Source organism: Exiguobacterium sp. KKT215 (assembly GCF_055635335.1).
In genome coordinates, this window is record NZ_CM145756.1 from 187,304 (window position 1) to 210,718 (window position 23,415).

The window sequence follows — 23,415 nt, forward strand, 5'->3', positions numbered from 1 at the left end:
GGACATGTGGACTAGAAAAATCATCGCGGCGTCACTTACGACCCCGGTTTATTCGTTCTTGTTGGCATGTTGGGTCGTCATCCCGCAATATCCGGATAGCGGAGGGATAGCGGACACGGTGAACGGGCTTCTCATGTTGACGGCCACCTATTTGTCAGTCAGTTTCCTGGTCATCGTCACGTACGGGGTGTTGACATCAGTGTTCAGCGACTGGGTGGCACGCCGAATGTCGATGCGGTTCGAGCCGCTCGTCTCGTTTGGCTTACATATCGGGTTCGGACTTGTTTTGCTCTGGCTTGGTGCAGGAGCAGCAGTTTTATATTGGATGATTGACCGCTACTTGTCGCATAAAGACTGTCGATTCGAAACGAGACAGGCTTGGTCGAGTCTCATCATCCCCGTCGGTGTCGTAGTGGCGGCTTTTGGCATCGTCTATTTGGGCGGTGTGATGCAAGACGTGATGCATCGTTTATAAGGGTGAAAGTTGGCAGGATAGGGAACAAAGAAAAGACATGTTTGCAGAGTTGAAGGAGGAATCGTGATGAAATGGATGATTTATGGAGCGAACGGGTATACAGGCGAACTGATTGCCCGTCAAGCGGTGAAACAAGGGATGACACCGGTGCTCGCGGGTCGGCGTGCGGACGCGATCGCCAAGCTCGGGGAGGAGCTCGGGTGCGAGACGCGCGTCTTCAACTTGTCGCTTGATAAGGCGACACGCCAATTGGAAGACATCGACCTCGTGTTACACTGTGCCGGACCGTTCGCCGATACGAGTCGGCCGATGGTCGAGGCGTGTCTCGCCACGAAGACACATTACTTGGATATTACCGGGGAAATCGAGGTGTTCGAATACATCCACTCGAAGAAACGGGCTAAGCTCGCGCAAGAAGCGGGCGTGTTGCTCTGTTCGGGTGTCGGCTTCGACGTGATTCCGACCGACTGTGTGGCCCGGAAGCTGAAAGAGCTGATGCCGGACGCGACGAATCTCGCACTCGGTTTCTCGGCCGCCGCCGGTATCTCACGCGGGACGCTGAAAACAGCAATCCGTGGGCTAGGGTCGAGCAGTGCCGAACGAAAAGATGGCGAATTGACACCGTTTCCGCTGGGCGAGAAACGTCGTCACATCGATTTCGGACGCGGCAAGAAAACGGCCATCGCCATTCCATGGGGAGACGTCTCGACCGCCTATTATACGACGGGCATTCCGAACATCACGACGTGGGTCCCGGTCCCTACGGCTTACGCTTACGGGGCGCGTCTTTTGTCTTGGTTCGGTCCGATTCTCGGCAGCGACGCGGTGCAAGGGAAACTGCTCCGTTATGTTGATGAACATGTGAGCGGACCGGACGAGTCAGAACGGGAACGCTCCTCGACGTATGTCTGGGGCGAAGCGACGAACGCCTCAGGACGTAAAGTGATCGTCCGCATCAAGACGGCGAGCACATATGCCTTTACCGTGTACGGGGCGCTTGAGGTCGTGTCACGACTTGTCAGTTCAGGCCGTGTCATCCCTGGCAGCTTCACACCGGCGATGCTGTTCGGATCACACTTCATCGAAGAGATTGAAGGGTCATCCTCGTTTGTCGTTGACGAGGTCCGGCTTTGAGTGAGCAATGGGATTTAGTCGACGGAGAGCGGCGTCCGCTCGGCAAAACGCACGTGCGCGGCGAACAGTTAGCAGTGGACACGTATCATACCGTCATCGAGGTGTTCACGTTTGATGTGAACGGAAACGTGTTGCTCTCGCAACGCCATCCAGGCAAGACGCACCCACTTCTTTGGGAAGGGACGGGTGGTTCCGTTCTTGCCGGTGAAACGAGCCGTGACGGTGCCATTCGTGAACTTGGTGAAGAGATTGGTCTCTGGATCGAACCTGACCAGTTGGAGTGGGTGGCGACGTTACGCCGCGAGACATATTTTCTAGACCTGTATCGCTATCAAACCGATACTCCGCTGCAACTTGATGACTTGGTGCTTCAGGAAGACGAAGTCGTAGCGGTTCGTCTCGTCGATTGGTCAGAATTGATGGCCCTGGATGATCTCGTCCCATCTGTCCGGGAACGGTTACTTCGATTTGAGTCAGACTTGCGTCTCGCCTTGTAACGGAATCACAATCTGTTCGCAATCGAAGTGTGGTAAACTCAGGGGAGATTAGTGGGGAGGGAACGAGATGAGACGCTTAGAACTAGCCAGGCGGATCGAACGCATCAAAGCGGAAGGGACGTCTGCCTATATTCGGCATCGGAAACAGTCCCCTCCCTATGAAGGTTCGGAATTGATTGTCGAAAACAAAGGCCACGTCTTTCGGATGGGCAATACGAGTTTTGCGGTCGGCTTCGGTTTGAATCGACCGACCAGTTTTTACGATTTGCACCAGATGGAGAAATGGGTACGCGGCAAGAACGTGTCCCGCCTACATATCGAGGTTTGTCCGCTCGCGGACATGTCACTCATTCGGTTGCTCCAAGAGCGAAACTATACGCTCGACCACTTCCTGGACGTGTGGTTGCTCGACGTGAACACGTTCGTATTCACGGATATGGAGCATGCGGTCGAACGCGTGCACGCCGATAACGTGAACGAATGGGCTCGGGCCATCGCGGCCGGCTTCGCCGAGACCGGGACGGTCATGCAAGAGACGATTGATACCGCGAAAGGCTTCTACGCGTTACCCGAAAACCAGGCGTTTCTCGTCCGCGAAGGTGAGATGGCCGTCGCCGGTGGGATTCTTGCCGTCCAGGACGGAATGGGCGAACTGTTTTTGACGAGCACGATTCCCGCTTATCGGGGCAGAGGCTATCAGACACAGCTCATCTTGGAACGGATTGCGGCCGCAAAAGCAGCCGGTTGCCAGTACGTGACCGTGACGACGAAAGTCGATACGGCCTCGGGACGGAACATGGAGCGCTTAGGATTCATTCCGTTTTACCAGAAAGCCGTCATGAAAAGCCCAATTCTCAAATAAACAGGTCGCCCCGCGGGGCGACCTGTTGTTATTAAAGTAATGATTCGGCACCGTCGACGTACACCTCAGAGCCGGTGACGTGACTCGACATGTTGCTCGCGAAGAACAAGACGACGTCCGCGACTTGTTTGGCCGTGCCGGATTTCCCGGCCAACGGTTGATTTCCTTCCGGATACTCGATCGGGATGACGATTTCTTCGAGCAAGGCGTCATCGCGATTCGTCGAGTCATCGATGTTCGTGTCGATGGCCCCCGGGCAAATCGAGTTGACGCGAATGCCGAATTGGGCGAGCTCGGCTGCTGCCATTTTGGCGAATCCGGTCTGGCCGGCTTTCGTCGTCGCATAGCCGCTGAACCCAAAGTTTTTGAAGTAACGGTTTCCGTTGATAGACGACGTGATGATGACACTGCCGCCTCGTTCTTTTAAATGAGGGATGGCATGTTTCACCGTCAAGAACGTGCCCGTCAAGTTCGTCTCGACGACACCGTTCCAATCTTCGAGCGACAAGTGCTCGATTGGTGTGATCGTGCCGTTTCGTCCTGCGTTCGCGAAGACGATGTCGACGCGGCCGAAACGTTCAACCGTCTGCTCGTACGCTCGTTTCATCTCGTCTTCGTTCCCCACATCGGCACTGATGCCGATGGCACGCTCTTCTCCAATCAGAGTCGCAAGTTGTTCCGCGTCTTCTAAGTTCAAATCGACGATGGCGACTTTCGCCCCGGCTTGGACGAACCGGATGACAGTGGCACGTCCGATTCCAGATGCCGCGCCTGTGATGAAGGCGACCTTCCCCGATAACAATGTATTTGAAATCATTCAATTCGCTCCTTTCAGCTTCCTGTTCTCATATTCCACCGTTCTATGAAACCTAAGCCCGTTTTCTGAAAAAAGGTGAAACGACTCATTCGGGTTGAACGTGAATCGATACCGCGATTTTCAACTTGGCGTCGCGATCGAGTTCGACCGTGACGACTTGTCCGACCCGGAGTTGTTGCACATCGTTCGCTTCTCCTGTCACTTTCGTTCGTTCGTTGATTAATATCGTCTGCAACGTTAACTCGTCGTCTGACAAGTCATGTGGTCCAATCATCAGCTGTGGGATGTCAATCTGTTCGATTCGACCTTCGATTTGATGGTCGTCCCGTGTACTGATCCAATAAACAGCAACTAAAAAAAGACCGATAAATGCCAGAGCAAAGATGAGTCGGGTTCTCATGGTGTTCCTCCTCTGTGCGATTCCGGTACGGTGGTTTCCAATAGTTATTTACCCGGTTTGCAGGAATTCTATAGTGCCTTTTTGACAGGATTTTCAATTGTTGACGCGGAATAAAACAAGACAATTTGAAGAGTGGAGGCGCTGAGGATGGTTCTAATCGGAATGATTGGATTAATCGTTTTAGGATTGGTGGCATTCGGCTGGTGGACAATCGGGTTTCCACGGCGACGGATGTGGGGTGGCGTATTGCTACTAGGCGTGGCTTTGCTTTTTTCGCCACTGTTGCTCGTCGTGAGCGGGGAACGCTTTGGATTTGACGGCATCGTCGCGGGACTGGTCGGGTTGTCCTGTGTCATCGGAGGCGGTTTCTTCTTTCTCACACTTGGTTGGACCGGACGGCCGCAGAAAATCCGAAAAGCACGGACCCTTTCGGAAGACCCTGATTTGTTTTGAACTAGGTTGTCATCCGACTCTTGAAACTCGTACAGTGAAGGCATCGCACTTGATGGAGGGATGACTGTGTTAACGAAGAAGCACCCCCCGGCGCTACGACCGGGAGACACGATTGGAATCATCACACCGTCGTTCCCGGCACCGGCACGGTTCCCGGAACGATACACGCGCGGAATCGAACAACTGAAACGGATGGGATTCATCGTTCAGGAAGGCTCATGCACGCATCGTTCGGAAGGATATCGCTCGGCCTCGATTCAAGAACGGGCCGAAGAGGTCAACGCGCTATTGCGTGACCCGGACGTCAAAGCAATCATCAGTACGATTGGCGGGACGAACTCAAATTCGCTCTTACCGTATATCGATTATGAAGCGTTGCGACGACAGCCGAAAATCATCATGGGCTATAGCGATGTCACGGCGCTCCTCCTCGCTTGTTATACGCAGACGGGAGTGACGACATTTTACGGTCCGGCCATCGTCCCGTCGTTCGGAGAGTACGAGACGATGTTCGCCGACGGGGAACGTTACGTGCGAGAGGTGCTCGGTTTAGAACGGACGGCACCGTATACGCTCGATGTGCCCCGAGAGTGGACCGAGGAGATGATCGATTGGTCGACCCAGGACCGGGAGAAGACGTTCCGTCCAAATGACGGATGGCTAACCCTTCGAGACGGACAGGCCCGCGGCAAGCTGATTGGTGGGAACATGAACACGATGACCGGCTTTTTGAAGTCTGATTATTTCCCTGATGTGACCGGTGCGATTCTCTTTTTAGAAGACTCGTTCAAGACGATGGCGGACGAGGAGCGTTCCCTCAGCATGCTCAAGCTTGCCGGGGTGTTCGACGTCATCAGCGGTCTCGTCATCGGAAAGCATGAACATTTCGATGCGGCCGGCGCGCCGTTTTCATTTGAGGACTTGTTGCTCGAAGTGCTCGGAGACGTCGACTTCCCGATTTTGACGAACGTCGATATCGGGCATACGTTCCCGTCCCATGTGTTTCCGATTGGCATCGAGGTTGAACTTGACGCGACGGCGGGAACGATCACATTTTTAGAGAACGGGGTGACGTCATGATCGAGTTCATTACAATCGTCGACCACCGTCGGAAGAAAATCGGATTGAAATCACGGGCAGACGTTCATCGGGACGGGGATTGGCATGAGACGTTCCACTGCTGGATGATGGATTACGACCGCCTCTTATTACAGCTTCGCAGCGATACGAAGGCGGACTTCCCCGCGTTGTTCGATATCACGGCCGCCGGGCACTTGACCGCTGGGGAGACCGTTCGTGACGGGGTGCGCGAGATTCAAGAAGAGTTAGGACTCGAATTGACGTTCGATCAACTGACCCCGCTCGGCGTCTTCGAAGACGTCATCGAGACGGATACGTTTTTAGACCGCGAGTTCGCCCATACGTATGTCTATGCGTATGATGGCGAAGCGTTCACGTTGGACGAAGCGGAAGTGGCCGATGTCGTCTCGGTCGAGATCACGGCGCTGCACGCACTTATTGACGGGACGCAGTCTGAGATGGAGACAACATCGGTCATCTCGGGAGAGACACGGGTCGTGACGAAACGCGATCTCGTACCACACCCGACCAACTATTGGGAGCAAGTGCTGGCGGGTGTAAAAACCGCTCAAGAGGAACGCCATGATTGAAGTCCTATGGCAACTGCTTCACGTCGTGCTGGTGGTCGGGATGGGCGGCTTGCTCATTTTGTGTTTTCGTAAGTAAAGAGGGGGAAGAAAGATGAAAACAGGACCAGACACAATCCCGCTCGGCTTGGAGACGGCGCGTCTGTATTTACGGGCACCGCTCGCCGAGACGGATGCGCGTGTCGTCAACGAGGCGATTCGGGGCTCGTATGAAGAGTTGAAGCGATGGCTCCCGTTCGCGCAAGACGTACCGACGTTGTCTGAGACGGAAGCGAATTTACAACGGGCGCAAGAATTGTACGGAACAGGCGAAAGTTTCCGGTATCTCATCTTTTTACGGGAGACGGGAACGTTCGTTGGGACGGTCAGCCTGTTCGGGATTGATTGGGACGTCCCGAAAGCGGAAATCGGGTATTGGCTCGATTCGACGCATACCGGTCGTGGCTATATGACGGAAGCGGTCGAGGCGGTCGTCCGTTTCGGTTTCACCCAGTTCGATTTCAAACGGATCGAGATTCGCTGCGAGTCGACGAACGAAGGCAGTCGCTTGATTCCGGAACGGCTCGGCTTTCAGCTAGAAGGCATGCTCCGGAACGAAGACTTGTCCGCTGATGGGATGCGACTGACGGACACGGCCGTGTATGGCCTGTTGCCAGGCGAACTTAGACCGTTAGCGACATGATGCGCTGCGGGCCGATGGGGCCGTCGATTCGGCGCTTCGTGTCGATGAAGCCGACCGTCTGATAAAGGGAAAAGGCGGCTTCGTTTTTCAGATTGACCGATAGCACGACCTCGTGTTTATGAGGGAAGTGGGCTCGTACATAGTTCGGCAACTGGTGTAGTGCCGCTTTGGCATGGCCGTTCCCTTGCGCCGAATGGTTAATCAAGAACATCGAGAGCAACAACGCGTCGTCTGCCTCTGTATACGAGGCGACCCGTTCCGTATCATGGAGCAAAAAGAAGCCGACGGGCTCTTCGGCCACGATGACGATAGGATGAATCCCGTCTAAGAGGGGGGAATCGAGGTCAATCGGGAGTGTCGTATATTTTTCTTGATCGAGCGGTAACGTGAATGTGTTCAAGATGGGCCAATGGGCCTCTCGAAGTGGTTCGAGTCTCGTCGTCATGATGAATCCTCCTCCATGATTAGCTGTCTCCACCAGTATACCGAAATATAAGTGAAGGGAACGAACACGTGATGCATCCAGTGATTTCTTATGTCCAACATCCACCGCTCCAAGATTTGTATCGAGCCTTCATGGACGGCTTTTCCGATTACATGATTCGCTTTGACATGAATGAGGCCCAGTTCGAGGCCGTTTTCCTCGTCCGCGATCAAAACCAGCCGACGCGTTCCGTCGTCGCCTATGCGGACGGTCGGCCTGTTGCCGTCATGTTGAGCGGCGTGGCGCACCTCGATACGGGATGGGTCACTCGTTGCGGCGGCTTGGCCGTCGCCCCTGATTACCGACATCTCGGCATCGCGCACGAATTGATGCGACAGTTCGATGAACAGGCGACGGGGAAGCGTCTGCTCGAGGTCATTCAAGGGAACGATCCCGCGCTCGCCCTCTATGACCGACTCGGGTACCGTGTCGTCCGAGAGATTATGTACTTTCAATCCGTACCGACCGAGACGAACGCGACACGGGAACCGGCACCGATCCTTGAACTGTTCGATACGTATTATCCGGCAGCGGGGCACACACCGATTTGGCAAGTCGATGTCCGCACAACACAACAACAGACCGAGCTCGTGCGAGTGAGGGAAGGCGAGACGAGCGGAGCACTGCTCTTCCGGGGCAGTCTGTTGCTGGATGTGTTCGGTCGCGACGAGGACGCCGAATGGTTATTGCGTGCGGCCGCGGCTGAAGGACCGATTCGCCTGACGTTGACGTCGGATCGCCCGGCGTTGCTCTCGGCAGCGCGACAGCTCGGGTTCGTCCAGGACGAGATTGCTCAATTCGAGATGATCAAGCCCGGGATAGAGACGTAATGCGCGTCCTGTTGCCTGTCCTCATGCTCGGTCTGATCGTCGGGAACTTGTTCACGATTCTCGGTCTGACGACGAACCTGCCATCTGGCCTCGATCGACTCTTTTTGTTCGGCGGACCGGCGCTGACCATCCTGGCTGCCGTTAGTATCATCGTCATCGTCCTACAACGAAGGCGATGATGTGAAATTTCAATGAAGTTTATGGATGGCGAGTTCACTGTTTTGATATGTTCGACATACAAATGAAATGCTTCATATATTGAACTTTTCAGACGTGGATGCTATATTCGCACTTGTAGCTTTTTAATCAAGCTAGCGAATCATCCAATCTGGAGGTTTTATCAATATATGTGGAAACAACTACTCGTCACCGTCGGTACAGGCGTCCTGATTCTATCAGGGACTTCAGCCGTATCCGCGGATCAAATTACCCCGCAAGACCTCGTCAAGACGACGAAATCGCTCCAACAGACCGAACAACGGATTCAAACGTCGAAACAATCGGTCGCCAAAGCCAAACGTCACGTCGAAACGATCGATCAGAGCGCGAAAGCAATCGATCAGAAGATTGAGCAGACCAAATCAAAACTCGCGTCATTCGAGACGGCATTGAATCCGGAGACAGCTGACAAGTCTCTATTCAAACAAGTGTTGTCAACCGTGCTCCCGAGCGCCAAGGCAGAGGCGGCGGAGTCTGAAGAGACGAAGCGTGATTTGCAAGCCAAACAAGCCGAGACGAAACAATCGTTAAAGACGCTTGAGACCAAACAGGCGGACGTGAACGCAGAACGGCAAAAAGCCCGCTCGGCTCACGTAGCAGCCTATAAGCAGTTGAAAGGGCAAGCGGCCCAATTGAAAGACTTGAAGCAACAAACGGCGGCGCTTGCGCCTGACAAGTTTATGATGCCAGCGACTGGACGTCTGTCACAAGGTTACGGACCGGCAAGCGGCCAGTTCGGATATACGTTCCATAACGGGCTCGATATCGCGGCGAACGTCGGCACACCGATTTATGCGGCGGCGGCTGGGACGGTCACGGACGTCAAATCAGGCGGCCCGTATGGAAAACACGTCTTCATCGAGCATGAAATCGATGGTCAAAAGTGGACGACGGTCTACGCCCATATGCATAAAATCGAAGTGAAGACAGGCCAGACGTTGCTCCAAGGCGAAGGCATTGGCCAAATTGGCAACACGGGCAACTCGTCAGGTCCGCACCTCCATTTCGAAGTGCATCAAGGAGAATATGCTTATTCATCAAGTTCGGCCGGCAACACGGTCAACCCGATGGATGTCGCCGAAGTGCTCGGTGGCGCGTCGCCCATCAAAGCGACGTATTGACGCAACGATTCGTTGCGTCATTTTTTTGTGTCTCCCTTCTCATCATGGGTCGCGCGCAGTTCGATTAATTTCCGGAACGCCTCGTCACGGTCGAACGTACTGAACCAGCGGAAGTCGTCGTGGTCGAGAATCCGGTAATGTTGACTGACCATATTCTGTTGAATCCGGTATTTCCCTTGATGCTCAATCGTCGTCCACCAGACGTGTCCGCCCAACGTTTTCGTCGCCAGGCTCGGGTCGGTATGGGCGACGAGACGAATGAACTCGATGGGTTGATCCCCAATCAACGAATGGAGATATGGGCTTTGATTGAATAGAGCGCAGATGGCGACCGTCGTCGTCCAGTTCGCGTTCAGACGTCGCTTCTCGATTTGAATCAACGTTTTTTTCGAGATGCCGACGAGCGTACATAGTTCTTCTTGCGATAATCCTTGCTCGGTACGAATCAGTTTGAGCTTGCTTGAAATCAGTTCGGAAAACGTTTCTTTTGTATGCATACCTGCTCCTAAAGTGTATTTTTACACAGTGTATCACGCGGTATAGAAAGATGGAAGATATCGGATGAAGAAGGGCGTTTCCTCGAGCCATCAAAAAAGCGAAAGGAGAGGGACTCCTTTCGCTCGGTCACTGACTGATGTTATTCACGTGTCGGGTCATGATTGCCCTCGCTATCGGCAATCGTGTCCGAACTCCCGAAATCTTCGACTTGGCTGAACGCATCCGTGCTTTGGCCTGGTTCGTCGGTCCCATCGAGTTGTTTCCGGGCAGCCGTCTCAGATGGATTGAGCACGTCCTCTTCGACCGGACGTTCGCGGTCGGTCAAGTGCTCGTTCTCTTCTTGCTCGCGCGCGTGCTGGATGCAGAGCGTCGCCTCAGGGATGATTTCAAGACGGTCCAACTCGATGTCTTCGCCGCACACCTCACATTTTCCATACGTCCCATTCTCGATGGCGAGCAACGCCTTGTCGACGTCACTCAAGAACTCTTCATCGAGCTCAGTTAGCGCTTGGTCGCGTTCGCGCAAGAATAATTCTTCTCCTGAGTCTGCCGGATGGTTATCGTAGTGGGACAGTTCCCCTTCGTCATATACTTCTTCCCGATTTTCCATATATCCTTCGGTCTTCGCTTTCTCTTTTAATAGACGTTCTTTGAACGTATCAATCTGCTGTTGTGTCAACATGCGGTCCACTCTCCAGTTCTGATTTCATTAATATTAGCATTTCCCATTTTGCGACGGTACAAACCTTTCGATTGGCGAAGGTGATTTCTAAACGATTTGAAAAACGGGTATGATGAAAGAGACGGAACGATTATTGTGAAGGAGGGAATGGACCATGAGAAAAGTAGAGGTCGTCCCGTATGATCCGATATGGGAGACGAAATTCAAGGAAGAGGCGTCCAAACTCGAACGCTTGTTTGAAGGGGAAATCGTCGCCATTCATCACATCGGAAGCACGTCGGTGCCGGGACTCGATGCGAAACCGATTATCGACATCATGCCGGTCGTACGAGAAATCGAGCGGATTGATGAATGGGTCGGGCACATGGAGGCACTCGGGTATCGAAGTTTCGGCGAGCATGGGATTCCGAGACGGCGCTTCTTCGCTAAAGGAGAAGACGTCCGGACGATTCACGTCCATATGTTCGAGGAAGGGGATGAAGGCGTGACCCGCCATCTCGCGTTCCGCGATTATTTGATGACGTTCCCAGACGTACGGGACGAGTATGCGGCGCTTAAACAACAATTGGCGAGTCAGCATCCGGAAGATATCGAGAGCTATATCCAAGGAAAACAAGACTGGGTATCCGCGACCGAGCAGGAGGCGACGTTGTGGTATATGTCTCGCCAACAAATTTGAAACATTTTACTGTTTCATCTCGTACAGAAAACTAATCAGTTGAGGGGGGGTCATGAGATGAAACGATTTCTCGGGAAATGTATCGAGTACGCGTTTGTCGCACTGTTATTTGTCGGCTTATTTTTTGGATTGCGCTATGGCGTCAATCACTTCGTCGGAACAGACGAGATGCGTGCATACGCCTACCTGTTTCTAGGAACCGCCTTTATCATTTTCCCGGTCTCCTTGTTCGGCGGCTACTTCCTGGCCCGTCCGATTCAACACCGTTTGCACGGCAAAGAGCAGGAAACGACAAACCATACGTTGCGTGGGGATGAAAAGCCGCACGGGGTCACGGAGACGCGGGACTATAAAAATGAAGGTTCGTGGCCGTTATGATGCAGTTGATACGAACCGATGATGCGGCGTTGATTGCGACGTTGAACTGTCCAATCCATGAACATCATCTTCAGTTGGCGCCGGCGTTCTTTGCGCCTTACAATCACGCCTCGATGGAAGCGGCGTTTTCGGAGATGATGGCGCGAGACGATTATCATTTCTTCACGGCAGAGGTCGACGGAGACACAGTCGGCTACGTCTGTTTTCAAGAGCGAGTGAGTGAGGCGAACGCGTTTCGGAAAGCTGTCCGGACACTCTACGTGCATCAAATCAGCATTAACCCGGAGGCGAAGCGGCGAGGGTATGGACGCTTGGTCATGGAAGAAGTGGAACGCTATGCCATCGCACACGGATTTCCGTCAATCGAACTGGATTATTGGTCGGTGAACGAAGCGGCGGCCGCGTTTTATAGCGAAATTGGCTTTCAACCGAAGCGACAGTTCGTCGTGAAGCATCTCTAAAGTAGAAGATTAGTCTTGGCGTACGATAATCACGCCATTTAAACACATACGAGATCGGGGAGGATTTGATGGAGACAGTCATTTTAGTCGTCGGTGTCATCGGCACCATTTCGCTCATGTTATTCATGTCGAACCAATGGTTGGGCTATGGGAAAGGCAATATTGTCATGACGCTCGATGAGCACTACACGAACTTGAACGAGTACGTGCCGGCGATTTTGACGAAGCTGTATGAAGACGGGAAGTCGGCCCATTATCTCGGCGACCGGAAGTTTGAAGTGAACGGCAAGCGGTACGTCCTCGTCGAACGGACCGTCCCGATCGGTCGCGTCCCGACGCAGCAGACCGTGCTCATGCCAGATAAAAAATAAGCCACGCCCTAGGCGCGGCTTATTTTATTTGACGGCCGGGGGACCGAAACTACCGGCATGGTAGTCGCGGAACGCCTGACGAATCTCCTCTTCGGTGTTCATGACGAACGGACCGTGGGCGATATAGTCTTCCCGAATCGGCTTACCTGAGTAGATGAGCAGTTTCGCACGTGACGTCGCTTTGAGGCGGACCACGCTCTCACCGTCACTCGTCTCATCGTACGTGAGCGTCGCCGCGTGCGTCTTCGCAAGCGGTGTCGCTGACGTTCCGAGTTCGAGGGAACCCGCGAGAACGTAGACGAAAGCGTTATGATTCGTCGGGATGATGTGCTCATAGGCGGCCCCACTCTGTAAGCTCACTTCGCTCATCGTGATGGGGACGAGACTGTCCATCGGTCCGGTCACTCCGGCGATGTCACCCGAATAGACACGCACGTGTCCTCCGTCAATCGGCACGAGCGGTGCCTCTTCGACATATACGTTTTGGTAAGATGTCGTCGTCGTTTTAAGTGTTTTCGGCAAGTTGAGCCATAGTTGAAGCGTATGAATCAAGTCGTCGTCGACGGCCTCCTCGGCATGACGTGCCGCCCAGCCCGCATTCATATATTGAACGTCACCCGCATCTAAAATCGAATGTCCGCCATGGTTATCGATATGTTCAAGTCGTCCGTCAATCACGTAGGTAATGGTCTGGAAGCCGCGGTGAGGATGGTCAGAGAACGTTCCCCGCTTGAACCAGTCCTCGGCCATCAAGATGAACGGGTCGAACTCGTGTTTTCGTTCCGGAGGCAAGACCCAACCCTGCTGCACGTGCGGATATCCGTTTTGTTTATAGGCGACCGGCCAATGGCTGGCGACGTCGCGCTCGAATCGTTTCGTCATCACACTCTCTCCTTTGCACTGTTTGTTGTCATTGTCGCATAGCGAGCCAAGGAGGCTTTCCGATTTTGCCTATATAACGTGTAAAGCCAGACCGGTGAGCCAGTCTGGCTTGAAAAGTGTCGTCAGTTGTTTGCTTGTCCGATGGAAAGGTCGCGCCACCGTTCGGCATCGGCGCGGAGCAATTTGAAATGTGAGCCTGTCTTCGTGTTTGTCAAAATTACATCGTCTTCCGTGTAACTGAGATCGAACGTTTGAGCACGAATGCCCTCGAACACCGTCAAATAAGGGGTCGGCGCTGGGGTTCCGGCCGTGGCCACGGCTTTTGAGCGATCGATGGCTTGAAACACGAACTGGACGGTCTCGGCGTTGGCATGATGCAAGAACGGTGCATCTTTTGATTCTGTGCCGATTAGAGCCAGTTCATGGGCGACGACGTGACGTCGATTGGCGAATTGTTGCCGCATTTTTGTTTTCAAGCGGTCGCCGTGCAACAACGTCTCTTCTTTATAGGTGATAGAAACGACTTGTTTATAAGGTTTGCCATCGCGGATGAAGGAGAAACTGAACAGTGGATAGCGCTCGTTCGGAACGAGTTTGGTCGGGAGCGTGCTCGCCTGCCGTGCCCCGAGCATTCGATCGTAGGTGGCATCCTGCGGTCGCAGGACGTCCTCATATAACGTCTGATCGGATGACAGATGGAGCCCGTACTGTTGCGTGTCTTGAGACACTTCGGTCCCTAAGCCGAGGGACAGGAACGGTTGACGTGACGATTCGTTGATGGGCAACGTGATGGTCTCACGCGATTCGGGTGACTCGAACGTGAATTCGAACGAACCGTTGAACGGCATCGTCACGTGGACGAGCGTCTGTTCGAAACCGTGACGTTTTGGATAAGGCTCATTGCCGACCGGTTTTTTCATCTCTTCGGTGAAATGGACTTGCTCGTGCGGTTGCGCAACTCGAAGCTTCGACGTCGCGGATGATGAGACGGCTTGGTCGCGGTACGGAGTGAGACTATCCGGCAACGCATCGATTTGTTTCATATAGGTGATGGTGTCGGCTTGGCATTGGACGTAGGTTTGATTTTCCACTTCAAAAAATGTGGCGGTCGGAAAGACTTCGGTCGAGGCCGTGGTCGTAAGCGGTTGGCTCAATTTGACCGTGCCAATCAAGAGACGCTCTCCATCAGGCGCACGGGTGATGGCGTCCTCTGGGTAACAGGCATCAAGGACGTTCGTCCGGTCGGACTCGGTCATCTCGATTTGTTGACCAGAAGGTAGAGAGGCGCGACCTTGATAGTACTCTGGAGCCGTATGTAAACGAAATGCATGTTCTTCTTCGCATCCGAACAGGACGAACAACATGGCGAGCGTACAAAGAATCAGGTACTTTTTCACAGGGTGCACTCCTTTAATGATTAACTTTCATCATTTTAGCACCATTTTTTTGTGACTATAGTCTTAGGAAAATTAATGCGATTTTTTTTAAAAAAATCAAAAAACCCGCTCCACTTGAACTGAACGGGCTTGTTTTACACTTATGGATATGAAATGGAATTTCTCCATTTGACACGTGTCGATTTTTGACGAATGAACGTTGTGATGTAGACGTTCTTGAAAATGACGAAAATCGTCGAAAATAACAAAATGGAATTAAAAAGGGGTTATTTGTTTATTTTTACCTTCAATCCACGTCGCGACCACGGGCCGCCTTCAAAATTTCGAACCATTCTTCTCGCGTCAGGTCAATCTGAAGCGCATCGACGGCGGTCCGAACTCGTTCAATTTTCCCAGATCCGACGATCGGCATGATCTTGGCCGGGTGCTTCAAGAGCCACGCGTAGACGACGGCGTCGATGCCGCCCGCTTGATGTCGATCGCTGATTTCCTCCAATTTTTCACGAAGCGGTGCGTAAGCGGCCTCGGTGAACAGTTGTCCGCCGGCGAGAGGGCTCCACGCCATGAGTGGCATCCGTTTCTCGTGGCATAGGTCGACAGTACCATCTTCAAAATGCTTCAGTTGCATCGGTGAGAGCTCAAGCTGGTTCGTCACGAGTTGGAACGGTAAACGTGACTGTAACAACTGTTGGGTTGCCGGCACATGGTTCGAGACCCCGAACGTACGCACTTTTCCGCTTCGTTGCAACGTGATGAACGCCTCGGCGACTTCGTCCGGGTCCATGAGCGGGTCGGGACGGTGAATCAAAAGCGTGTCAATCTGATCGATGGCGAGCTCCTGTAGCGAGCGCTCGGCTTGACGGATGATATGTTCTTTCGTCGTATCATAATGGTTGATGGATTGGCCAGGGTTGAAAGAGCCTGTCAGCTTGATGCCGGTCTTCGTCACAATCTCGATTTGATCGCGGAGTGATGGCTTGAGACGAAGCGCTTCGCCGAACAATCCTTCACACGTATAGCCACCGTATATATCAGCGTGATCGAACGTCGTGATGCCGAGTTCGATACATTGTTCGATGAAAGTGAGGCGTTCCTGCGGGCTCATGTCCCATTCGGCCAAACGCCACATGCCGTGAATGATTCGTGAGAATGATAAGTCTTCTGTCAGTTCGATGCGTTGCATGGTAAGTTCCTCCTCATTGTTTGTCGCTTTCATTATAAGGATAAAACAGGAGGGCGTCACTTTTGGGGCGTATTGGAAGGACATGAACCGAGTCAAACTAAAGCGATTTCAGTTATGATGAGACAGAGATGATTAGAAAAAGAGGAGTGACTTATGAATCATTACGAACAATATGCGAACGTCACGTTTGAGCAACAAGGTCAGGAAACATACGTGACCGCCGCTCATGCCGATCTCGAACTGCACGGGATTGGGCGCAGTGCCGCCGTGTTTCGCATAAAAGACACGCGACTCGTCATCAAAGTGTTCTTTCCGGATTATACGCATATCGCAGCTGAAGAGGCTGTGATTTATCGAACGCTCGAAGGGTTACCTCAATTCCCACGCTTGTATGAAGCAGGTGTGAATTATATCGTCATCGACTACATCGAGGGCAAGACGCTATTCGAATGTTTGACGGAAGGGATTTGGATTGATGCGTCGTACATTCAGCAAGTCGACGCAGCGCTCATCGCGGCACGAAGCCTCGGACTCACGCCGTCGGACGTTCATTTGCGCAATTTGATTTTGACGCCGGAAGGCCGTATTTATTTAATCGACTTGGCCCGCTTCCGCCAAGGACAGCACGTCGATCACCAATGGGAAGATTTGAAGCGGATGTATCGGTTTTATCGGCTCCGTTTCATGCCGAAGCGCTATTCAGAGCGTTTGTTGAACGGAGTCGCCTATTTATACCGCACGTTTGTGAACGATCCGAGACACTAGTCGACGGTCGTTTTTCTTTTGAAGATTAGGGAACAAAGAGGATGTGACTGTCACTTCGTTTTGGAAAAGGAGGCTGATTGTATGCATCGGATTTATGCAAATGAACTGGAGACGTTACGTGATTGTGTGGAGACGTGTAATTACTGTCTCGAGTCGTGCCTGGAAGAACATGACGTCAAGATGATGGTTGACTGCATCCGGCTCGACCGGGAGTGCGCCGCCATCTGTTCGTTTCTCGCCGAGGCGATGACGCGAGATTCGGCGTTCGTGCCCGAACTCGCCCGGGCTTGTGCGGTCGTCTGTAAGGCGTGTGCCCAGGAATGCGAGAAACATAAGCATGCCCATTGCCAAGAATGTGCGCGCGTCTGCGTCGAGTGCGCCTCGATGTGCGATCGTTTGGCAGCATAATGTGAAAAAGTCAGTCAAAACGGCTGACTTTTTTATGTGGGAGCGAATCGCCGGGTGTATTTTGAAATCGAGATAAGTATAATGAAGAAAACGTATGAAAGTGGTGTTCTCATGATTCGCAATTGTCGTCGAGATGATCTTCAAGCTGTCTTACATATTTATAATGATGCCATCGTCAACAGTACCGCCGTCTATCACTACGAACCGGTGACGCTTCAAAATCGAATCGCTTGGTACGAGGAGAAAAAAGCGGCCGGACTTCCCATCATCGTATGGGAGGAAGGGGACGTCGTGATGGGCTTTGCCACATTTGGGCCGTTTCGTCCTTGGCCGGCCTATCATTATACGGTCGAACACTCGGTGTACGTCCATCCTGGATACCGTAGCAAAGGCATCGGCAACAAGTTGCTCCGAGAAATTATCCGGATCGGTGAAGAGCGGGATGTGAAGACGATGATTGGTGGCATCGATGCAGCCAATATCGCGAGCGTCAAAGCACATGAAAAGTTAGGGTTCGTCCATTCCGGTACGATTAAAAAAGCCGGCTACAAGTTCGGGAAGTGGCTCGACTTATCGTTTTATCAACTCGATTTGAAAGGTCCCGAGACTCCGCAAGAAGGCTGACCGCTAGCTGTCGACGTTCCGAAAATACGGTATACTGGGGACAGTGAATCGAATGGAGGAATCAGCATGACAGAACTACCGAATTGTCCGAAGTGTCAATCGTCTTACGTGTATGAGGACGGGAGCTTGCTCGTCTGTCCGGAATGTGCGTACGAGTGGTCACCGAGCGAGGCGGCTGAAGCAGAAGCGGACGCGCAAATCAAAGACGCGAACGGAAACGTGCTCCAAGACGGGGACACGATCACGGTCATCAAAGATTTAAAGGTGAAAGGGACGTCGCTCGTCGTCAAACAAGGCACGAAAGTGAAAGGCATCCGTCTCGTCGACGGGGACCATGACATCGACTGCAAGATTGACGGCTTCGGTGCGATGAAGCTCAAATCGGAGTTCGTGAAAAAAATCTAAAAAAGCGTGTTGATCCGTTCGCGGACCAACACGCTTTTTGCTGTTTATGAAAAGAATGGTTTGTATTCGCGGCGTTCGTGCATGACGGATACCCATTGGAGCGTCGTGAACTCCTCAAGCACCCATTCGCCGTTGAAACGGCCAAGACCAGAATCTTTCTCACCACCGAACGGCAAGTGCGGCTCATCGTTCACCGATTGGTCGTTGACGTGAATCATCCCCGTCTCGACTTGGCGTGCGAATTCGGTCGCGCGATAGATTGAACCGTGGACGGCACCGCTCAGTCCGTACGGGAGTTCGTTCGAGAGTTTCAGCGCCTCGGCGTCATCTTTGAACGACAGAATGACGGCGACCGGTCCGAAAATCTCATTTTTTGCGAGTGGCATGTCATTCGTGACACCGCTCACGACGGTCGGCTCGAGCACGTTCCCGTCAGCGTTGCCGCCGACCTGGAGCGTCGCACCGGCGTCGACCGTCTGCTTGATTTGATCGAGGATGCGGTCGACTTGATCGTGATCGATGAGCGGCCCGACTTGTGTATCCGATTCGTTCGGGTTGCCGAACTTCAAGGCGCGAACCCGCTCCACAAATTTTTCAAGGAACGCATCGTGAATCGACTCGGCGACGAGAATCCGGTTCGTCGACATACAGATTTGCCCTTGATGATAGAACTTCGAGTAGACGGCCGATTCGACGGCACGTTCGATGTCGGCGTCGTCTAACACGACGAAGACGTTATTCCCGCCGAGTTCGAGCGCTGTTTTCTTCAACAGGCGTCCGGCCTTCTCGGCGATGCCTTTGCCGACCTCGGTCGAACCAGTGAACGAAATGAGTTTTGGCACCGGGTGCTCGACGATGGCGTCCCCAATCTCCGAACCGCGACCGACAACGACGTTCAAGACGCCTTTCGGAAGCCCCGCCTCTTCAAATAACGAGGCGAACAGGAGACCACCTGTGACCGGTGTCGCTGTCGCCGGTTTGACGACGACGGTATTGCCCGTCGCGAGCGCGGAGACGATTGAGCGGACTGCGAGGTGGAACGGGAAGTTCCATGGGCTGATGACGCCGATGACACCGAGCGGTTTCCGGTAAACCCGGTTCTCTTTGTTCGGGACGATTGATGGCTTGATGAGTCCGTCCATGCGGAACGGGAACGTCGCCGCTTCTTTGATGATCGCCATCGATGCTAAAAATTCACCTTCTGCTTTGATACGTGTGCTACCCGATTCTTTGACGAGCCACTCGATGATGTCTTCTTTATGTTGTAACGTCACTTCGGCGAACTTCTCAATCAAGGCCCGTCGATTTTGTGGCAGCATCGTCGCCCATTCGGTTTGTGCTTCTTTCGCAACGGCATAAGCCTTGTCGAGATCAGACTCGTCGGCCGAACGAATCGAGAACAACGTCTCGTCCGTGAACGGGTTGGTGTTATCGATCGATTTGTCGCTTGACCCTTCGACCCATTGGCCATCAATGTACATCTTCGTAAAATCGGTATGCATGTTCAAACACTCCTTTATCTTTTTGCTTCACCTTAAGAAGTATTCACCTGATTTGAAAAAATAAACCTCTCGATGCGCAACTAACTTGTTTTACAAAGTAGTTGCAAATGGTAGCTCCTTCCATTACTATTGTGTATAACAAGTTAGTTTGGTGAAAGTGAGGATACGCCATGGCGATGAGTCAGATGTTGAAAGGATTGCTCGAAGGTTGCCTGTTGGCCATCATCGATAAAGGAGAGACGTACGGCTATGAGATGTCGGAGAAGTTGCAGGCGTACGGATTCACGATGGTGAGTGAGGGCAGTATCTATCCGGTATTGTTACGGATGAAGAAAGACGGCTGGGTCGAGACGATTCAAAAAACACTGCCGTCCGGAGGGCCGAAGCGAAAGTATTACATTTTGACGGAGGCGGGACAGCAAGAATTGCTCGCCTTCAAACAACGTTGGGCGGAAGTGTCAAGCGGCGTCGACCGCGTACTCGGAGAGGGGAATGAAGATGGAACTTTCAAAAAAGAGTCGTGATTTTTTGGATGACTTGGCGGTATATCTCATGTCGAGCGGGAAATCGGAAGGGGAAGTGCAAGACGTTGTCGCCGAGCTGAAAGACCACCTCGAGGAGGCGGAACGCGCAGGCAAAAGCGTGGACGATGTCGTGGGCCAGAGCCCGAAAGCCTACATGCAGCATCTCGGGCGTGAGATGGCGTTCGATGGGAAAGGTTTTTTCAAAATCATCGCGATGATCATCCCGAACGTGTTCGCCTACATCATCATCGCCAACTTCATTCAAGGCGAGATGACATTCTCGACGGTCCAGTTGATTGGGTTCCCGCTCATCGCCGTCCTGTTCTTGCTGGCCGCCTCACAAGCGTTCCGCCACATGTCGGTTCGCTCGAAAGAAAGCAAATTTAAAAATGGGGCGACGTACATCACGCTCGCTGCGCTGCCGATGACATTGTTCCTCGGGCTGATGATACTCGACATCTTCGTCGAGACCCCGACGATCGTGTTCGGTCCAACCGGTCAACTCGTATTGTTCGGACTGGCCGTCGTCACGTTGCTCACCGTCTCGGTGTGGACGAAGACATGGATCAATCTGATCATTCCGATTCTCTTATTCGGACCACAATACGCGTTTGCCCAGACGAGTTTGCCGCTCGAGCAACAACTTATTTTCTCGATGCTGATTCTGTTCGTCGGGATGGGGGTCTTCTTGTTCGTCTGGTGGAAAAAGAATCAACAGGAACAAGCATGATGCTCGGACGAATCATTTTTGTCGCGATCTTGTGTCTGCCGTGGGGCTTTTTCGTGACAGCGGCAGACTTTCTATGGGGGAATGCGCTCGGTTATCTTCTGATTCCAGCGATCGTGTGGTCGAGTGTGTGGTGGTTTGGGCGGCGTGAGATGTTCCCGTGGCTCGCATGTGGGCTCATCGTATCGTATGTCATTTCCACGGCGATGGTTTGGCACGTCGATGGGGCGTGGGATTATTTCTTCAAGCCGATTGGCCAGTCTATCCTCGTGAATGTCTGGACCATTGTTTACGCGAGTGGTGTCGTTTTGGCGTATATGTATCGTCGTGCTTTGCAAAAAGCACGTGAATCTGCTTAAGGTCGGACGCGGCTGGGAATAGGCAACTGAACGCCTAAAAGAGAAAGAAGGGATTCCCATTGCCAGTCAATCCGACGATTCAATTTTATTTGAACCAGTTTCAAAATCAGCTCTCGACCACATATGACCAATTGGATCCGCTCGAATTAAGACGACAAGAAGACGCAATGATGACCCGATTTCAACATAGAGAACATGTGCTTGATGTCGAGGAGCGCTGGATCACGCTCCCGAATCGCTCACTTCCAATCCGCATCTATCGATCGAGTCGAACGCTTGCCCCTGCCCTCGTCTATTATCACGGGGGTGGCTATGTCACGGGGAGTCTCGACACGCATGATGCGATTTGCCGGACGATCGCGAATGAGGCCGACTGTACCGTCATCTCGGTCGGTTATCGACTCGCGCCGGAACATAAATTCCCGACAGCCGTCTACGACAGCTATGAGGCGCTCGTTTGGATTGCGGATCACGCCTCGGAACTCGAAATCGATGCCGAGCGCATCGCCGTCGGCGGTGACAGCGCTGGGGGGACGCTCGCCACGGTCAGCGCTTTGATGGCCATCGAGCAAGGCCGTCCTCTCGCCATGCATCAGCTGTTATTTTATCCGGTGACGGGGACCGAGGAGAATCTGCCGTTATCGTTAATCGAGTATGCGACCGGCTATTTGCTCGACGAGGCGTTGATTCGTTGGTTCCAACACCAATACTTTCATGACGAGACTGAATTGACCCACCCCTACGCCTCGCCAATCGTTTCGCCACATTTGGCGAAACTGCCGCCGACGACGCTGTTGACGGCCGAATATGACCCGCTCCGTGACCTCGGCCGAGCGTACGCCAATAAATTGATTAGTCTCGGTGTCCCGGTGACGTATCACAATTACGGAGGACTCATCCACGGCTTCGTCAACTACTACGCATACGTTCCGGAAGCGCGACGAGCCGTCAAAGAAGCGGCGCAGTCGCTCGGACATGCCTTCCATACGCAAAAAACTCGCCCCTAAGGCGAGTTTTTTTCATGCTTTCGATAAATAAGGGAAGCGACAACCTTCCGGGAAAAATTGTCCTTCGTTCATGCGAATCATCCATTGGCCGTCGCGGGACGGACGTTGTTCCACACCGTCCAGATCGGGCGTGAATTTAAAGACGATTTCGGTGATGCCTTCAAAGGAGAGCCGGGCCACGACGTCACGCATATCGACAGGTCGCGGCGACAGCACGGCATACAAGTTTAAGCGCGAGCGCTCAATCATATAAATGACATGGACGTCATCGAAACGATACACGTCCTCGTCCATCCCTTGATAGTAATGGAACATCCAAATGTGCATGTCGTCTGTCGTATACAGACGCGGTGAAAACGGGAGTGACTCCAGTTTGAAACGGCGCCACTGTTCGGCATCGACGTCGACATGTTCGAGTGGGGAAGCCGATCCCGAGACTGAAACGAATAGCTCCGGTTCGGGTTGGACGGAGAACCCCTGTTGCTCGTAAAACGGTGCAACCCCTTCGTTACAAGCCAAAAAATAAGACAACCCATCCGTGTCATGCTGCTTGAACACATGCTTAAAGATGCGGGTGGCGAGCCCTTGTCCTTGTCGGATCTCGTCCGTCATGACCGTTCCGATTTGATACGCTTCGCGCGCGGTTCCGTCCATCATCACTGTCATTCGGCTCATCCCGACGTTCGAGATGACATTCCGATAGAACGTCAATGAATAACAGCGATAGTGGTCAGTCCATTCGCCAGCTTTGTACCACTCGCGAAAATCGATGCCGAACGTCTCATCGGCAAAGTAAAAAAACGATTCGAGTTCTTTGTTCGAATACTCGAGGTTGGTGATTGGCTTTTTGGGCATAGGGCTCGCTCCTTTTTTGAACTTCTATGTCTGTTCCTGTACATTAGAGGCAGAGAGGGGTAATAGA

33 protein-coding genes are annotated in these 23,415 nt (G+C 52.8%); 23 read left to right on the forward strand and 10 right to left on the reverse strand.

Annotation, left to right across the window (positions count from 1 at the left end; all coding sequences use genetic code 11):
- Positions 1 to 4: 4 nt before the first annotated feature.
- The 4 genes from ACZ2GZ_RS01085 to ACZ2GZ_RS01100 all read left to right on the forward strand — a co-directional run bounded on the left by ACZ2GZ_RS01085 (position 5) and on the right by ACZ2GZ_RS01100 (position 2,968).
- Positions 5 to 475 (forward strand): hypothetical protein, encoded by a 471-nt coding sequence (locus ACZ2GZ_RS01085; RefSeq protein WP_214715801.1) that lies wholly within the window; start codon positions 5 to 7, stop codon positions 473 to 475.
- 66 nt (positions 476 to 541) lie between these two features.
- Positions 542 to 1,609 carry a saccharopine dehydrogenase family protein gene (locus ACZ2GZ_RS01090; protein ID WP_021065885.1) on the forward strand — a complete coding sequence of 356 codons (1,068 nt, stop codon included), beginning with the start codon at positions 542 to 544 and terminating at the stop codon, positions 1,607 to 1,609.
- Positions 1,606 to 2,106, forward strand: coding sequence for an NUDIX hydrolase (locus ACZ2GZ_RS01095; RefSeq protein WP_035385626.1), 501 nt, complete (start codon positions 1,606 to 1,608; stop codon positions 2,104 to 2,106). The genes ACZ2GZ_RS01090 and ACZ2GZ_RS01095 overlap by 4 nt, the downstream gene beginning before the upstream one ends.
- A gap of 67 nt (positions 2,107 to 2,173) precedes the next feature.
- Entirely contained in the window at positions 2,174 to 2,968 is a 795-nt protein-coding gene (locus tag ACZ2GZ_RS01100; protein ID WP_214715799.1) for a GNAT family N-acetyltransferase, read from the forward strand.
- Positions 2,969 to 2,999: 31 nt separating this feature from the next.
- Here ACZ2GZ_RS01100 and ACZ2GZ_RS01105 read toward each other — a convergent pair whose 3' ends face one another.
- Both ACZ2GZ_RS01105 and ACZ2GZ_RS01110 read right to left on the reverse strand, forming a co-directional pair.
- Positions 3,000 to 3,785: an SDR family oxidoreductase gene (locus ACZ2GZ_RS01105; RefSeq protein WP_021065888.1), complete on the reverse strand. Its 786-nt coding sequence runs from the start codon at positions 3,783 to 3,785 to the stop codon at positions 3,000 to 3,002.
- An 85-nt stretch (positions 3,786 to 3,870) separates the two neighbouring features.
- Positions 3,871 to 4,185 carry a hypothetical protein gene (locus ACZ2GZ_RS01110; protein ID WP_131472167.1) on the reverse strand — a complete coding sequence of 105 codons (315 nt, stop codon included), beginning with the start codon at positions 4,183 to 4,185 and terminating at the stop codon, positions 3,871 to 3,873.
- A gap of 147 nt (positions 4,186 to 4,332) precedes the next feature.
- Between ACZ2GZ_RS01110 and ACZ2GZ_RS01115 the strand changes: the two genes are divergently transcribed.
- The 4 genes from ACZ2GZ_RS01115 to ACZ2GZ_RS01130 all read left to right on the forward strand — a co-directional run bounded on the left by ACZ2GZ_RS01115 (position 4,333) and on the right by ACZ2GZ_RS01130 (position 6,987).
- The gene (locus tag ACZ2GZ_RS01115) at positions 4,333 to 4,638 is read left to right on the forward strand and encodes a hypothetical protein (RefSeq protein ID WP_214715791.1); all 306 of its coding nucleotides are present in this window, start codon (positions 4,333 to 4,335) and stop codon (positions 4,636 to 4,638) included.
- A 66-nt stretch (positions 4,639 to 4,704) separates the two neighbouring features.
- The gene (locus tag ACZ2GZ_RS01120; RefSeq protein ID WP_353048052.1) at positions 4,705 to 5,718 is read left to right on the forward strand and encodes a S66 family peptidase; all 1,014 of its coding nucleotides are present in this window, start codon (positions 4,705 to 4,707) and stop codon (positions 5,716 to 5,718) included.
- A complete protein-coding gene (locus ACZ2GZ_RS01125) occupies positions 5,715 to 6,308 on the forward strand; it encodes an NUDIX hydrolase (RefSeq protein ID WP_131472173.1) in 594 nt (197 codons plus the stop codon). Before ACZ2GZ_RS01120 ends, ACZ2GZ_RS01125 begins: the two co-directional genes overlap by 4 nt.
- A 91-nt stretch (positions 6,309 to 6,399) precedes the next feature.
- Positions 6,400 to 6,987, forward strand: a complete 588-nt coding sequence (locus tag ACZ2GZ_RS01130; protein ID WP_214715787.1) for a GNAT family N-acetyltransferase — start codon at positions 6,400 to 6,402, stop codon at positions 6,985 to 6,987.
- On the opposite strand, the gene ACZ2GZ_RS01135 is transcribed toward ACZ2GZ_RS01130, so the two are convergent.
- On the reverse strand, positions 6,968 to 7,432 hold the full coding sequence (locus ACZ2GZ_RS01135; protein WP_214715785.1) for a GNAT family N-acetyltransferase: 465 nt from the start codon (positions 7,430 to 7,432) through the stop codon (positions 6,968 to 6,970). The genes ACZ2GZ_RS01130 and ACZ2GZ_RS01135 overlap by 20 nt on opposite strands.
- Positions 7,433 to 7,503: 71 nt before the next feature.
- On the opposite strand from ACZ2GZ_RS01135, the gene ACZ2GZ_RS01140 reads away from it, so the two are divergent.
- The 3 genes from ACZ2GZ_RS01140 to ACZ2GZ_RS01150 all read left to right on the forward strand — a co-directional run bounded on the left by ACZ2GZ_RS01140 (position 7,504) and on the right by ACZ2GZ_RS01150 (position 9,641).
- Positions 7,504 to 8,301 carry a GNAT family N-acetyltransferase gene (locus ACZ2GZ_RS01140; protein WP_214715778.1) on the forward strand — a complete coding sequence of 266 codons (798 nt, stop codon included), beginning with the start codon at positions 7,504 to 7,506 and terminating at the stop codon, positions 8,299 to 8,301.
- A complete protein-coding gene (locus ACZ2GZ_RS01145; protein ID WP_029594480.1) occupies positions 8,301 to 8,480 on the forward strand; it encodes a hypothetical protein in 180 nt (59 codons plus the stop codon). Before ACZ2GZ_RS01140 ends, ACZ2GZ_RS01145 begins: the two co-directional genes overlap by 1 nt.
- A 168-nt stretch (positions 8,481 to 8,648) precedes the next feature.
- Positions 8,649 to 9,641, forward strand: a complete 993-nt coding sequence (locus tag ACZ2GZ_RS01150) for a M23 family metallopeptidase (RefSeq protein WP_214715775.1) — start codon at positions 8,649 to 8,651, stop codon at positions 9,639 to 9,641.
- A 17-nt stretch (positions 9,642 to 9,658) separates the two neighbouring features.
- On the opposite strand, the gene ACZ2GZ_RS01155 is transcribed toward ACZ2GZ_RS01150, so the two are convergent.
- Both ACZ2GZ_RS01155 and ACZ2GZ_RS01160 read right to left on the reverse strand, forming a co-directional pair.
- Positions 9,659 to 10,138 carry a helix-turn-helix transcriptional regulator gene (locus ACZ2GZ_RS01155; RefSeq protein ID WP_029594482.1) on the reverse strand — a complete coding sequence of 160 codons (480 nt, stop codon included), beginning with the start codon at positions 10,136 to 10,138 and terminating at the stop codon, positions 9,659 to 9,661.
- A gap of 140 nt (positions 10,139 to 10,278) precedes the next feature.
- Positions 10,279 to 10,821: a TraR/DksA C4-type zinc finger protein gene (locus ACZ2GZ_RS01160; protein WP_021065899.1), complete on the reverse strand. Its 543-nt coding sequence runs from the start codon at positions 10,819 to 10,821 to the stop codon at positions 10,279 to 10,281.
- Between the two features lie 154 nt (positions 10,822 to 10,975).
- Between ACZ2GZ_RS01160 and ACZ2GZ_RS01165 the strand changes: the two genes are divergently transcribed.
- The 4 genes from ACZ2GZ_RS01165 to ACZ2GZ_RS01180 all read left to right on the forward strand — a co-directional run bounded on the left by ACZ2GZ_RS01165 (position 10,976) and on the right by ACZ2GZ_RS01180 (position 12,710).
- Complete coding sequence (locus ACZ2GZ_RS01165; protein WP_021065900.1) at positions 10,976 to 11,500, forward strand: GrpB family protein; 525 nt, start codon at positions 10,976 to 10,978, stop codon at positions 11,498 to 11,500.
- A 57-nt stretch (positions 11,501 to 11,557) separates the two neighbouring features.
- Positions 11,558 to 11,878 carry a hypothetical protein gene (locus tag ACZ2GZ_RS01170; protein WP_029594483.1) on the forward strand — a complete coding sequence of 107 codons (321 nt, stop codon included), beginning with the start codon at positions 11,558 to 11,560 and terminating at the stop codon, positions 11,876 to 11,878.
- Positions 11,878 to 12,339, forward strand: coding sequence for a GNAT family N-acetyltransferase (locus ACZ2GZ_RS01175; RefSeq protein ID WP_165569441.1), 462 nt, complete (start codon positions 11,878 to 11,880; stop codon positions 12,337 to 12,339). The genes ACZ2GZ_RS01170 and ACZ2GZ_RS01175 overlap by 1 nt, the downstream gene beginning before the upstream one ends.
- Positions 12,340 to 12,407: 68 nt before the next feature.
- Positions 12,408 to 12,710, forward strand: coding sequence for a hypothetical protein (locus tag ACZ2GZ_RS01180; protein WP_214715767.1), 303 nt, complete (start codon positions 12,408 to 12,410; stop codon positions 12,708 to 12,710).
- Between the two features lie 24 nt (positions 12,711 to 12,734).
- Here the strand turns inward: ACZ2GZ_RS01180 and ACZ2GZ_RS01185 are convergent, their stop codons facing one another.
- The 3 genes from ACZ2GZ_RS01185 to ACZ2GZ_RS01195 all read right to left on the reverse strand — a co-directional run bounded on the left by ACZ2GZ_RS01185 (position 12,735) and on the right by ACZ2GZ_RS01195 (position 16,172).
- Complete coding sequence (locus ACZ2GZ_RS01185) at positions 12,735 to 13,592, reverse strand: pirin family protein (protein WP_214715765.1); 858 nt, start codon at positions 13,590 to 13,592, stop codon at positions 12,735 to 12,737.
- A gap of 122 nt (positions 13,593 to 13,714) precedes the next feature.
- Positions 13,715 to 14,989, reverse strand: coding sequence for a hypothetical protein (locus ACZ2GZ_RS01190; protein ID WP_353048051.1), 1,275 nt, complete (start codon positions 14,987 to 14,989; stop codon positions 13,715 to 13,717).
- Positions 14,990 to 15,275: 286 nt separating this feature from the next.
- Positions 15,276 to 16,172 carry an aldo/keto reductase gene (locus ACZ2GZ_RS01195; RefSeq protein WP_021065906.1) on the reverse strand — a complete coding sequence of 299 codons (897 nt, stop codon included), beginning with the start codon at positions 16,170 to 16,172 and terminating at the stop codon, positions 15,276 to 15,278.
- Positions 16,173 to 16,325: 153 nt separating this feature from the next.
- Here ACZ2GZ_RS01195 and ACZ2GZ_RS01200 point away from each other — a divergent pair, with 153 nt between their 5' ends.
- From ACZ2GZ_RS01200 to ACZ2GZ_RS01215, 4 genes are all read left to right on the forward strand, one after another.
- Complete coding sequence (locus tag ACZ2GZ_RS01200; RefSeq protein WP_021065907.1) at positions 16,326 to 16,937, forward strand: hypothetical protein; 612 nt, start codon at positions 16,326 to 16,328, stop codon at positions 16,935 to 16,937.
- Positions 16,938 to 17,018: 81 nt separating this feature from the next.
- On the forward strand, positions 17,019 to 17,345 hold the full coding sequence (locus tag ACZ2GZ_RS01205) for a four-helix bundle copper-binding protein (protein ID WP_021065908.1): 327 nt from the start codon (positions 17,019 to 17,021) through the stop codon (positions 17,343 to 17,345).
- Positions 17,346 to 17,456: 111 nt separating this feature from the next.
- Positions 17,457 to 17,969, forward strand: coding sequence for a GNAT family N-acetyltransferase (locus ACZ2GZ_RS01210; protein ID WP_131472187.1), 513 nt, complete (start codon positions 17,457 to 17,459; stop codon positions 17,967 to 17,969).
- 66 nt (positions 17,970 to 18,035) lie between these two features.
- Positions 18,036 to 18,374, forward strand: coding sequence for a zinc ribbon domain-containing protein YjdM (locus ACZ2GZ_RS01215; protein ID WP_214715759.1), 339 nt, complete (start codon positions 18,036 to 18,038; stop codon positions 18,372 to 18,374).
- A gap of 44 nt (positions 18,375 to 18,418) precedes the next feature.
- On the opposite strand, the gene ACZ2GZ_RS01220 is transcribed toward ACZ2GZ_RS01215, so the two are convergent.
- Positions 18,419 to 19,876, reverse strand: a complete 1,458-nt coding sequence (locus tag ACZ2GZ_RS01220; protein WP_214715757.1) for an aldehyde dehydrogenase family protein — start codon at positions 19,874 to 19,876, stop codon at positions 18,419 to 18,421.
- Between the two features lie 170 nt (positions 19,877 to 20,046).
- On the opposite strand from ACZ2GZ_RS01220, the gene ACZ2GZ_RS01225 reads away from it, so the two are divergent.
- Genes ACZ2GZ_RS01225 through ACZ2GZ_RS01240 form a run of 4 tightly spaced genes read left to right on the forward strand, consistent with a single transcriptional unit; the run spans position 20,047 to position 22,493 of the window.
- The gene (locus tag ACZ2GZ_RS01225; RefSeq protein ID WP_029594492.1) at positions 20,047 to 20,400 is read left to right on the forward strand and encodes a PadR family transcriptional regulator; all 354 of its coding nucleotides are present in this window, start codon (positions 20,047 to 20,049) and stop codon (positions 20,398 to 20,400) included.
- The gene (locus tag ACZ2GZ_RS01230) at positions 20,375 to 21,130 is read left to right on the forward strand and encodes an HAAS domain-containing protein (RefSeq protein WP_214715756.1); all 756 of its coding nucleotides are present in this window, start codon (positions 20,375 to 20,377) and stop codon (positions 21,128 to 21,130) included. The genes ACZ2GZ_RS01225 and ACZ2GZ_RS01230 overlap by 26 nt, the downstream gene beginning before the upstream one ends.
- Positions 21,130 to 21,486: a hypothetical protein gene (locus ACZ2GZ_RS01235; protein ID WP_021065914.1), complete on the forward strand. Its 357-nt coding sequence runs from the start codon at positions 21,130 to 21,132 to the stop codon at positions 21,484 to 21,486. The genes ACZ2GZ_RS01230 and ACZ2GZ_RS01235 overlap by 1 nt, the downstream gene beginning before the upstream one ends.
- 59 nt (positions 21,487 to 21,545) lie before the next feature.
- Positions 21,546 to 22,493, forward strand: a complete 948-nt coding sequence (locus ACZ2GZ_RS01240) for an alpha/beta hydrolase (RefSeq protein WP_029594495.1) — start codon at positions 21,546 to 21,548, stop codon at positions 22,491 to 22,493.
- A 12-nt stretch (positions 22,494 to 22,505) separates the two neighbouring features.
- On the opposite strand, the gene ACZ2GZ_RS01245 is transcribed toward ACZ2GZ_RS01240, so the two are convergent.
- On the reverse strand, positions 22,506 to 23,348 hold the full coding sequence (locus tag ACZ2GZ_RS01245) for a GNAT family N-acetyltransferase (RefSeq protein WP_214715754.1): 843 nt from the start codon (positions 23,346 to 23,348) through the stop codon (positions 22,506 to 22,508).
- Positions 23,349 to 23,415: the final 67 nt, after the last annotated feature.